The sequence below is a fragment of the Pseudomonas sp. WSY_20 genome (genome assembly GCF_043104335.1).
In the GTDB taxonomy this organism is placed as follows: domain Bacteria; phylum Pseudomonadota; class Gammaproteobacteria; order Pseudomonadales; family Pseudomonadaceae; genus Aquipseudomonas; species Aquipseudomonas parafulva_B.
In genome coordinates this window covers 178,891-191,141 of sequence record NZ_JBICKP010000009.1, presented here as the reverse complement: position 1 = coordinate 191,141, position 12,251 = coordinate 178,891, and the positions used below count along the sequence as shown (strand labels likewise).

At 59.3% G+C, this 12,251-nt stretch carries 4 protein-coding genes; all 4 read right to left on the bottom strand.

Translation table 11 applies throughout. The features are described from left to right. Nucleotides 1–129: 129 nt before the first annotated feature. The gene (locus ACF8E5_RS01760; protein ID WP_392474822.1) at nucleotides 130–843 is read right to left on the bottom strand and encodes a TIR domain-containing protein; all 714 of its coding nucleotides are present in this window, start codon (nucleotides 841–843) and stop codon (nucleotides 130–132) included. A gap of 369 nt (nucleotides 844–1,212) precedes the next feature. Next, nucleotides 1,213–2,316 carry a site-specific integrase gene (locus ACF8E5_RS01755; protein WP_392474821.1) on the bottom strand — a complete coding sequence of 368 codons (1,104 nt, stop codon included), beginning with the start codon at nucleotides 2,314–2,316 and terminating at the stop codon, nucleotides 1,213–1,215. 269 nt (nucleotides 2,317–2,585) lie between these two features. Continuing rightward, nucleotides 2,586–8,840 carry a DEAD/DEAH box helicase gene (locus ACF8E5_RS01750; protein WP_392474820.1) on the bottom strand — a complete coding sequence of 2,085 codons (6,255 nt, stop codon included), beginning with the start codon at nucleotides 8,838–8,840 and terminating at the stop codon, nucleotides 2,586–2,588. Between the two features lie 9 nt (nucleotides 8,841–8,849). Then, nucleotides 8,850–12,155, bottom strand: coding sequence for an STY4851/ECs_5259 family protein (locus ACF8E5_RS01745; protein WP_392474819.1), 3,306 nt, complete (start codon nucleotides 12,153–12,155; stop codon nucleotides 8,850–8,852). Nucleotides 12,156–12,251: the final 96 nt, after the last annotated feature.

Genomic DNA, 12,251 nt, shown 5'->3' with positions numbered 1-12,251 from the left:
TTAGGGCGGGCTTTCAGGCGTCTCCAAGGGGAGGCGATTTGCCAACAAAGTCTCGGAGCCAATCTTCGTAGACTACACCCCATCGCAACCTTTGTCAGCTCGGTTGAGGGCAGGGCTTCAGACTTCTGCCTAGCTGCGCATTACTTTATTCCAATCAATTTCGTAGCCGGCGTCCTGTAGCTCCCGGCTCAAGGCTTGCTTCCAACCCTCGTCGCTCATCGAAGTCCAGACTACGCCTGCGAAGTCGCTGGGTATTTCCACCTGATCACGCTTGAGTGCACAGACCCTGTCACGCCCCAGGTAGCCCAGGAAATAACCAAGTTCCAACAGGACGTTCTGTCTGGCGCGCGGCTCTAATTCTCCGCCCTTTACGCAGCCTTGATCGTCAGGCGTGAGCAGCACCACCGCAAATCCTACGTCTCGGTGTCCTTCAATCTTCTCGATTACGGTCCGACCGCGATTGGCCTGTTCATGGAGAATGATGGGCTCGAGTCCAAGCTTTTCAAGGAATCGAGCCACCGACTCACGAGCTCCCTCGTCATGGCCGTGGACAACAAATACGCGATCTGAATGGACAACCTTATTCTCACGGCCCGAGGCGCTTTGCGTATCCTCCGCTGCTGGGAGATCAGCCAAATCCTCCTTCAAGCTTTTCTGTGCCTGTTCAAGCAGCGCGATGGAGTTCAGCACCCTGCGTTGAATTGGTCCGTGATAGTCGACCGTCTGCCCGGTGGTGAAAACCATCGGGTAATACGTGAGGTCGGTGGCGGCCGCATAGGTGCGGTAGGTACTGGTGTCCTCGCCGAAACAGCGGGTCAGACTGTCCTTGATGGCAACCTCCATAGCCTTTAGCTCGGGTGTATTGCCATTCCGGACGGTACCGAGGTCAAAGGCGTGAAGCTCTGCAATTCTTTCGGATAACCGGGCAATACCACGGTCGATCTCTTGCGACGTCAGTTTTAACTTCGGCTGTGGAGGCACAACAGGGAGGATTTTCGGGCCATGGTCTGCGCGTTCTTTGGTGGCGGTAGGCCATTATTACTGATTTGAGATGCCGCTTCATCCACTGCTACTTACTTCGGGCGATCGCTCCGGACTGGCTTTGCCGAGCTGCACCTTGATGCTTAGGAGGCGATGTCTAAAGCGGTTGGTGGCGTGGTGTGGGCTGCACACCGTATTTGTTCACGTATCTAGCGGGCGCTTCCCTGCGCGCTAGGAGGGATTCGCTGTAGGCTGAAGGTCACTTGGCGCGTTCTCGTTGGACGATTCCATCGTATGGAGTTGGCTGGCACGACTGCCCAGTAAGGACCCCGCCTGGAAATAGCCCATTACGGTGCTGACGCTACGGTGCTCGGTCATCGCCATTACCTCGCCGAGAGGCACCCCCTGGCGTCCTGCCTCGGTGACGAAGCCCGAACGCAGGCTGTGCGCTGCCCAGTCGCCGTCGAGGCCGGCCAGTGCTGCACGGCGTTTGACTATGCGCGCGACCTGGTCACCGGACAGACCAACAGTCGCGACCCGCCCCCCTTTGTACAAGCGACGAAACAGCGGGCCGTTGCTGGCCGGTGCTACAGCGAGCCAGGCGTTAAGTGCCTGTGCCGCCGGCCCCTGCAGCGGCTTTTCCCGACGCACGCCACTATTGTCGGTTTTGGTTGTCCCAAGCGCATACAGCCAGGTGTCGGCGTCCAGACGGCGCAGGTCTCCGATCTGCAAACCAACGATTTCCGAGCGTCGCCGGCCACCGCCGCTCCAGGCCAGCAACAGCAGGGCACGATCGCGCGTGCCACGCACGCCGTCAGTGCAGGTGGCGAGCATCGCCTGCAGCGGTTCCAACACCACGGCGGTTTTCTTCCGGACGGATACGCCTTGCCGCGCCTGGGCCTTGCGTGCCTCTCGAAGAAGCGCCTTCACCGAAGGAGCCTCACTTGGGTTATCCCAGCTTCGCAGGCGATGCCATTTAGCCAAAACCGCCAAGCGATGGCTAACTGTGCTGAACGACAGTGGCCCCGGCTTGCCCTTGACCTTGGCTGCAACTAGTGCAGCGTCGACGGTCGGGGGCAGCAGGTGTGTCCAGCCGCCAGTAGCATCGGGCCTGGCCAAGTGGTCGACGATGAATTGCACGGCGACCTCGGGTGGCAACGCGCCGTCGCCGAGCGAGCGGCGATAACGCAATCGCAGCCACGCGGACCAGTAGGTGAGGGCGCTCTGGTAGCTGCGCACGGTATTAGCCGCAGTGCCTGCCGCGATGAATGCCTCAGCAGCGGCGCGGGTGCTGTCGGCCAACTCTGCTAGCGCCAGTGGCTGGGAGGAGGGCATCTGTACCGGCTCTGTCAATTTCATCTCGCTAAACGCTGCGATTAGGTTCGGATAACCTGTGGCTTATCAGACCTAATTTAACTTACGGCTGTCTGTGAGGGTAGGCCCCTCAGAAGTGAACTAGCTCGCTGCGCATCTCGTATGCGCAAGAAACAAAGTTGATCACTGAAGAATTCGCTCCATTTTCAGGCGTTGGCTACTATGTTGCCTCCCCGCTTGGGTGACAAGTTATTACCGCCCAAGCGGGGGACTAAGTCACTCAAGATGACCTAATTCATTGAACAACTTATATAAGTTGGCCACTCCCCACTTTGCTGCACGTGAGCAGATGAAAATTTTTCTATCATCTGTAATACCTGTTCCTGAGGGGAAGCGTTGAAGTCGAAGCCCATCTGATCCCTGTACGGCATCCGTCCACGCCAGTAGCCCATGCCCTGATCCAGCAGGATCTTGCTGGTCTTGCCCGACATCCAATTCACGGTGATGACTCTGCAGTGCAGCAGATCGCGGGGGCTGTTCATGACGTTGATGTTCGGAGCGATATCGAACTGACTTTTCAGCCAGAGTTCGATAATCGCCTCTTGATCGTCTACGCGTATCCAGTCATGGCTGAGTAGATAGCTTGGCTGGCTACCGCTCGGCGCCAGAGTCTGCACGGCTAGCGACTGCAGTTGATCATTCCGGAAAAGTTCCATGAAGCTGCTCAGGAGAATTAGCGACCAAGGTGACTTCAGGTAGCGATCCGAGTAGCTGACGGAGATGGCCTGATCATTGGCGAGTAAAGAAGCCAACTCCGGCATCTGGTCGTCGATTAACGCGGCGATGCGTTTTCTCAAAGTGTTGACGGGGCCGTCGAGCTGAGAGGTGACTTCGACGATGCGTGCGCCTTGAGGAGGCTGGCTCCAGTCGCTGCAGTCGATGCTGTTGCCCGCAATCGCAGGCATTAGTTTGCTGGTAGCCCAGACCACATCGGCATGTCCTTGTAGCCAATCGGCTCCGGGCACTCCGACGTTGTTCATGTTGCTGTAAAGGCTTCGGGCGCCAGCCTGGGATGACACTTGGGCAACCAGATAGGGAGCTTGCAACGTTCCGGTTTGCAGCTCGACTAGCTCAACGCCCAGACGGGCAAGCAGTGCCAGGGTTTCCTTTTGCTCCGCGTTCAACCGTGCCGGATCAGCACTGCCGAGGCGGACCTTGAGTCGTTCGGCAATGGCCCAGGTCAGCACCTGTTCCCGGAAACGAGGATGGTCGAGATCCCAATCCGCACATTCGCCGTGGAGGAACAGCAGAATCGCTGCTGTCGGATCTCGGCGATCCAGCGAGTTTATGGCTGCACTCAGTTCGCGCAGAGGGCCAACCGAGCAATAGCGCGCGCCATGTAGGCCGGCAAATGTATCGGGCAGCCCCAGATGCTCAACTAGCCGGGATTCGTACAGCCACCGCAGTGCCAGCTTCCGATCCAGCTCTTCACGCTCGACACGGCTGTCCTGGCTGGCCAGGCAGTGTGAGCAGACATTCTCGCAGTTGGCTGGGCACTGCAGCCGATCCAGAGCCTTGCCCAGCAGCAATGCGATATCGCTAAGGCCAGCCAGCACGAAGCCGGCCCCCCCGCTGACTTCATCGAACAGCTGAATGACCGAGCGGCCTTGCCGGGTGTCACGGTCGCGGTCGAGGCGATGGCTGAATCCCATTTCGCTGCTGGCGATACCGAGCCTGTCGGCGATCACGTCGCGCATGGCAACGCCGAGCGTTGTCGCAATCAGACGGCCCTCGGGAGTGTCGGGAAGCCATTCACCTGTGAGTGGATTCCTGAGGAAGATCTCCAGCACATCAGTACGGATCTGGTAGCCCAGGTGCAGACTGGCCTTGACCGCTTCGCCCGAACAGTCGTGCTCCTTGCGGCTGCCGGCCAGTCCGCCAACCGGGCGGTGAGCTTTATCGGGTTGCAGATCCCTGGGCACTTCGCCCGAGGCGAGCATGGATTCTGCGCGCCCACAGGCCATGCAGACGGCATAACCGATTTCATGTTCGCCGGACGAATGATGGAAGACGCTGCCGTCATGGCCGAAGCGCACGAAGCCGCAACGCTGGTCGGGTAGGGCGATGCTTTCGCCATTCAGCTGGATGCGCGGTCGCTCGACGCGAATGAACTTCTGCGAAGTGACGTCGTTGGTGGTTTCCTCGTAGAAGTCGGTCACGAAGCCACCCGGACGCAGCACCATGCGGCGCTCGCTGGGTGGAATGGGAGTCGTGCAATGCGAGCAGCAAAGCCCCTCGTTATTTGCATAGGCGTTTTCGATCACGCCCGTGTTGCCGCATTCAGGGCAGCGCCAGGCGATGTCGAATTTCTGTGCTTCGTTGACCTGCCCGTCGGCATGCCACTGCAGGCTGACACCGGCAGAGCGGTACACGCGGCCATCGATCACCACCTGAGCGCCGGGAGCATATTCGCGAATGGCGATGTTCAGGCTGCGCGAGGGCATTTCCTTGTTGTCGAAGATGCTGTCCTCGCGACTGGCATCGCTTTTCCGCTGATGATGCAGGAAGTCCTCGACGTTGTAGGTCTTGAGGCTCACCACGTCAGTCGGGAAGCCATAGCCCGGCAAGAATGCAGACGACGCCAGATAGCGGAGCAGGTACTCGTTTTCATGGCGCTGCTTCTCCAGCGCCAGGGCCTTCTTGTATGGCCCGTCGCTGGCGGCCTGCAGCTTGTGGTTGATATTGCGATACTCGCCCAGCCAGCGCTCCTCGAGGTCGCGCAATGCCAGCAGAGTTTCGCCGGTGATCGAGCTGAGCGAGCGACCTTCCAGGCAGGTGCCGCCCACCAGTTGCTTTACGGCACGGTCAAATTCATCGGGGCTTGCCGTGAGCCAGGCCATGAACTGCTGACTGGGTGAGTCGTCTGGAGCGAAGAACCAGTGCAGGGTCAGTTTGGTACGGTCGCGATCATTGCTGCTGTGCATGCGCAGGAATAGCGCCAGTAAAAGCGAGTTGACGTGCCGCTGCACGATCCGCGCAGAGCTGAGGGTGATGCTCGGTGCCGGAATGGCAGTCACGAACGGCCATTTGGGATTGGCGAAGGCGCGCTGGTTATGCGGATCGGCCTTGCACAATGTATAGGCGATGGCCCGAGCCTCGCTGCGTCGCCCGGCTCGACCGGCGCGCTGCAGATAGTTGGCCGGATGTGGCGGCAGGTTGTTCATCACCACGGCAGAGATGCCGCCGATATCCACGCCCATCTCCATGGTGGTGGAGCAGTTCAGCACGTTGATATCGCCGCGCTTGAAATCCTCGACATATTCATCCAGCCTTTTTGCCGACTGCTGCGCCGAGTGTTCTGCGGTTCGGTAGTAGAAGCCACCCTCGACCGTGCGGTCGCTGATATCCGTCCACAGGCTCTCCTGGCGCAGCTGGGCAATGACGGGCTCTCTTGCGACCAACTGACGGATCTGTACCTGCTTGGGTACCGGGGAGCCGTCCAGCATCAGTGTACTCAGGGAGGGAAGCTGGATCTTTTGGCAGCGGTAGTCCTTGCTCAGCAGTTTTTGCGGCAGATAGGGTGTCAGACCACGGAAAGTGGTATCGAAAATGCGCCGGGTCAAGGGGCAGACCCAGCCCTCGTTGGGCAACGAGAAGGTGAGGGTTTCTAGGCGCAAACGATGGCCAGTGTCGGAGGACTCGAGAATGCCGGCATTGACCAGCGCCAGCCACGCTGCTTCGAGCCAGCTGTTGATCTTGTCAGCATCCGCATTCATGGCGCGATTCAGGCCGGTTGCCAGTTCGAGCAGCTTGATCAGGCGGTGGGGCGTGCCCGGCTTGATCTGCGGCCACTTCCTGATGGTGCTGCTTTCCTGCACGTCGCTCTTGGGCGAGTAAAGCGCCTTGGGACTGAAGCGACTACCCATCCAGCGGCGCATCTTGTTTTCCATCGGGATGAAGGTGTTCTCGCGGACGTAGAAGTCGAGTGCCACCTTGAGGAAGTCGCGCCAGTCGTCCAGCGTCAGAGCGCTTCTGGAATCATTTGCAGCACCCAGGGCGGGAATGGCGCGGGAATCGACCCACAGCGGTGGAGTCGTCGTCACCTTCTCCAGTTCCTGGTAGCCGACCTTGATCAGTCCCAGTGTTTCCGTGCTGTTCTGGTTCTTGGGGCGCCGGGAGAACTCGCGCGCCAACAGCAGGCGCGCCATGGTGAGACCACCTTCACTGCCATCGAACAGCGCCGGATTAGCATATCGGTTGTAGCGCAGGATGAACTTGTCGATATCCTTGGCTGCCGCGATGGTTTCGGCCATCTGCGACCAAGGAATGGTCTTGGCCTGATTGGTAGGTGCTGCGCCGCTCTGCAAAAGTTCAGCCTGCTTGCGCAGATCTGCCGCCATGCCAGCCAAGCCTTGTTTCTCCAGATTTTCAGCCAGAGTGAGCAGTTCGGCTGGACTGCCGTTTGGAATGTCCCTCGGAGCGGCATCGGCCTTGGCCTGCGCGTTCCTCAATGTTTCAAATACCAGCCCGCGTAGCCGGGAGCGCTCCGCTTCCTGCTGCATCCTCACCGCCGTGCGTGCGGTGCCCTGGCGGCTGTCGGTGAAGGTGATCAGCTTGCGCCCGCGTCCCGGCAGCTCTTCGGGTGAGCGGCCTTCGCAGTCTTCTTTGTCAGGATCAGGACAGAACTCAAGAACAGTCGGAACGGCGTTGGCGATGTAGAACGGTGCGCCAAGGTAGGCCTTTCTCAGAAAGTCGTTGGTGCCAAATGATGAGTTTTCGCAGAGGCTGCAACAGCAGTCCTTTTCCTCAGTGAGCACAATGCCGATGTTGCGGGTGGCATTCACGACTCCCAGCTTCTGGCTTTCCAGATCGAGGCTGATCGAGAAATAGGGGCCATGTGCCGCCGGCAATCCGGCAATGATCAAACGCGTGCTCATGGCATTCGCCGTCAGCAGTTCAACTGGCGCGTCTTCGCCACCGATTTCGTGATTGAGGGCGAACTCATCGCCGGCGTAAGGGCTGGGCTGGTGCAGTTCGCCATTGCGATCTTCTGCCAGCAGGTGCGGCATCTTGCAGTCGTCGCAGAAGCCCAGCTCGTACACTGGGGCATTGCACTTGCAGCGCGCACGCTGGGTCACATAGACGTTGCCGAAGGGCCAGTCCTGCAGATGAGCAGATTTGGCACTGCACTGTGGGTCGACGCAGGCCCAGAGGCCATGCAGCATGCGCTGGAACAGGTGGGCCCGCAGCTTAAGGAACGGCAGCTGCTGCTCGGCAGGATGAGTACCGGTCATGGTGTCGAGCCAGTCGAGCACTTCCTGCTGCTGCTCCAGGGGGCTGCCTCCCTGCAATTGGTTAGAAATTGCGTTAATCAGGTCATCAAGATCTAGGGGTTTGCCGGAGCTGACTACGGCATGGCGCAGGCTCCTAGCGGTGGTGTTATCGCACAGGGCCTTGAAGCGTGCAGCGGACACTGCCGTTTCCGGCTCAATGTCCCTGATAGCCTGCAAGGCGATATTGTTGCCTGGCGAATCAAAATCAAGGTCGGGCCAGACACGCGAGCCACCGATTACTTCTACTTGGTCAAGCGGGACGCCCGCCAGGTCGGCCAAATAGCGTTTCAGTCGTACTTCCGCATCGGCCCCGGCGATAGTCGCCGATGTGGCGATGAAGCGAATCTGCTCGGATTGCCGGCCGAAGGCCTGGACCACCCTGCGCAACAACAGAGACAGTTCGGCCGCCTGGGAACCCACATAGGTGTGTGCCTCGTCGAGGACGATCCAGCGTAACGATTTCTGCTGCCTGGAAATCTCCAGAATCGGGTTGTCGACCTGGCGCACCAGCATGTACTCCAGCATGGTGGCGTTGGTCATCAAAATCGGTGCCGGCTCCTTGCGCAAAAGTTCCCGCGATAGGATCTGGTTGAGCTTCTTTTGCTGCTCCTTGCGGACCTTGTCGGAGTGCTCTTCAGTCTTGCCGTTGTACAGGCAGAAACGGATGTTGCTGCCGTATTTTCGAGTCCAGGCGTCGAGACGCTCCTGTTGGGAGTTGATCAGGGCATTTAGCGGGTACAAAAACAGAGCGCGAACTCCCACTAGGGCTGACTCGTTTCGCTCTTGCTCCCGGATCAGATCCTCAAGGATCGGCACCATAAAGCATTCGGTCTTGCCCGAACCGGTGCCGGTGGTGATGACAGCCGAGCGCGGTGTTTCGTGGAGTAGAGTGCGCCAGGCATGTAGCTGGTGGACATAGGGGGATGCCGTTTTCGGGAATCGGTAGGCTGGCGCACATGCCAGCGTATCGAGCAGGCTGGGCGACAGCAAGCCCTCCGACGGCAGATCCTGCAGGCGCACGTCGGCTTCCTGCCAGCCAAAGGTATGCTCGAATACCGGCGGGGCAAGGAAGCAGCCCTCAGCCCCCAATGTGTTCACCATGCTTTCGCCCAGGTGACGACGTAGGCCCGGATGATTGATGCCCATGACCCCGAGCGTTGCCTCACGGGTGCGCTCAAGGCTTTGCTCGATCAGGTTCCTGAAAAAGCGCATTGCAACTCCTTATGCCTCATCCTGCGAGGCGAGCAGATAGGACACCATCAGGGCGTGCACCGGTATAAACCAGCCCTGACGGTCAAAATCGGAAACCAGGCGAATGGCAAATTTCAGATAGGCCGGTGTCACCGGGAGGTCGGTGATTCTGGCTTTGCCGGCCGTGACGAAGGCCATGAAGATCGGCAGGTAGACCACGGCGTCGGTGAACTCCACCAGCGAAAGGGCTTTCACCAGGGGGGGGAGCCGCTGCCTGTCGACCCATCTGGAAAGCTCGCTTCCGAGCAGGGTAGGCCAGTTCCGATTGGACTCGTGAAGACGCCGCAGATCCTGGTACCAGATAGGCAGAACACTTTCCGGTGGCAGTCTGGTCAGCGACCTGCGATTGCCGGTGCTCAGATAGTCGCCCAGGTAGTCGAACCCGGAAACGATGCAGCGCAGCACGTTGGCCCGGTTCGAGACGAGATTGTTGACCAGCGCTTTGGGAAGCCCGGTCAGGAGCATGCTGTCGTGAAAGAGTCGGTAGGCCTGTACCCATAGCGGAAGCGGGACGGCCTCCCAGATGACAGCAAGCTCGTCGCGTATGCGTGCGCAGAACGACTCATCCATTTCCAGCCGGAATACCGCAAAGCTCAGCGCCTCCCGATTGCGCGACAGGGTTTTCCAAGTTTCGAATGACGACAGCGGCAGGTGGCGGTAGTGCTGCTTTAGGTCTGCCAGATACTGCCAGCCACTGTGGTTGAAATTGGCCGCCATGGCGGCAATCTGCTGCTCGATGACGTGCGGATTGTGCTGAGGGTGGAAAAGCTCGGAGGCGCGGTGCAGCGAGCACACCTCGGACTCGGAGTCGAGAATGTTGTCCGGCGTGATATACAGGCCCGGACGGAAGCGAACGCTCGACTGTTCGCCCGGATAGATCAGCCATGGCCCCTGAAATTGCATTTTTTGCGGAATATCGAAGTATCCGGTGCCCACCGTCTCGCTGGTCTTTTCGGTCAGCTGCAGCGGCGTGCGCTTGGGGTCGGACAGCAACATTGCCTCGGCCTGAACACCATCCAGCATTGCGGCATTGGAGGTATTGCAGATATAGAAGGCATACCGCCCCTCCCACTGCAGTTGCCCGCCATAACGGCGTATATCGAGTTTCAGCAGTGGTTGCTCGGTTTCCAGGGAAAGCCTGATATAGGCATCCTGTTCGTCAACTGCGCTAAGCATATTCTGCATATCGCTCAGGTAGCTGAACAGGTTGAGCATGACAGGCGCTGTGCCTACTCGGATGCTGAAGGGGCGTTTCGGGTGCGGTTGCTCCGTACAGATCAGCTCCAGCTCCATGTGGAATGTCTGGCCCTGCGGAAGACCGGAGGTCAACGCGATGCGGTAGCCGATCAGCTCGGCCAGTGTCAGCTCTCGGATCCGCGACGGATTGCCGTACTGGTCCAGAAGACGTGCCCCCTGGTAGGGGTAGGGTAGACGGAGCTGAATGGGGGGCAGGCCCTGGCCGGCCTCCAGAATGAAGGTCGTGGGGGGGGGCTCCTCATGGTGGCGCAAGTGCAGAGCATGTTCGGATTGCTCCACTGCCAGGCTATTGCTGACGACCTGCAGATCAAGCAGGCACGTGCTCTTGGGCAGGAGGCGTGCGGGCTGCTCTCCCAGTCCAAGGAACAGGGAAAGGCTGAACTCCTTGGGCAGGACGCCGAAGCGGCGCTGCAGCAGCGTTTTGCCAGAGCGGTTGCGTAGGGTGTAGCGGGCGAGGCCGTAGCTGCTGTTGCGCTGGCGGTCCAGCAGCTCGCCGTTGACGAACTCGACCAGCTCATCCTGGGGGTGGGGGTAGCCTTCGGGCAGCTCAAGGCGTGGCCAGCCCAGGAAGACGATCGAGGGAGAGCTTTCGTAGAGTGCGAAAACGCCCGTCAGGGTGGGTTTCAGGTCGTCGCCACCAGCCTGATTCAGCTCTATCTGGTAGTGGTCGGCCCCCTTAGCCAGAGACAGGTCTGAGTGTATCTCCAGCCAGCGACCATTCTCCGCATCCTGTGCTAGGGTGTCTGGCGCGGCACCTTCACTGGTGATGAAAAAGTCCTGAGGAATGCGAAGCCGTGCCAGTCCGGACGCCACCGAGCAACTGGAGGTGGCCACCAGTTGCCAGCGCTCGGAGCGATTCTCGAAAACCAGGGGAGCCTCCTGGTAATCGAGTGCGCTACCGTCGAAGAACAGGCAATGGACCGTGCGGCCGTTATCCAGCAGGCGCAGGCTCAGTGGCTCCTCGGGCGCGCGCCGCTCCACGGTGACTTGAGGGTTGGCGAAACGGACCTTGATGCCCTCTACGGTGAGCTGGCCATAAACGGAACCACTACGGGCCAGTAGCCGGTCACCTTCGTAATAGGCCAGCTCCAGGCGGGTGCTACCCAGAGTCGTTGGTTCTACCGCAAATGTTTCTTCGGGTGGAAGGGTCAGATCGGTGCGTATTGACCATTGGGTTAGCGAGCCATGCAGAAAGTGCTCGCAGATAAACGCCCGCCCCTTTTCGAGAGCCTTCTTGCGCTCCTGACGTTTCTGGCCCGCATCGCGTAGCCAGTCGTTGAGCAGCGTGCGGGCATTGCTTTCATCCAGCGGGATCGGGAAGGCATCTGTCCAGCCGGGAGCCTGCTGATCGAGGTGGCTGGCTGGGTCCTGCTGATCCTTGAGGGGGTAGTGCTCGACCAGATACATGAGCTGGTCGACGATGCCTGCCAGCAGCCGGCGTGTCTCCAGGTTGCGGAAAGCGGCCGGAAGGCCCTCCTCGAAGTCGGCCATTAGGTCAGCAGTGGTCCTACGGTTGCCCTCGGTCCGGTAGAAGTGCTTGATGCCCCGGCGTACAGCCCGCCCGAAACCATGTGACTCGCTTTGCACCAGCGGCCAGGGTAGGCCGCCTTCGGTGAACAGCGAACCCAGCCAGTCTCGGCCACTATCCCGGAAACGTATCGGCCTCTTCCAATAGGCCAGCCCATCGTTGGTCAGCGATGCATGCTGTTGTGGGGTCAGCGAAATCCCTAGTTCCGTCTCAGCTCCGGACCAGGACCATGAGCTGTTGTAGTTGCGGCGATATTGTTCACTGACGAAAAGGCAGAAGCAGGCCCCTAGGTGCATGGCATGCAAGGGGTTGTCCACTCTTCTGAGTTGCTCTTTCAACAGCTCAAGGAGTGATTTGTACTCTTCCTCGGACACTTGATAGCTGTAGAGAGGTTTGCCATGTGTTCCTTTGAACAGCTCACGATTGAGCAGGAATTCGCTGAGCCAAGCTTTCAGTGGATTTTGAGCATTCGACGTTATTTTTGTGAGCATCAATAAGTCCTTTTGAAATCACTGAGTCCTGAAGGACTCATGGGATCACTTGTCCGAAAGCGGTGAACTTATCTTCTTCTGACCTGGTGTGAGCAA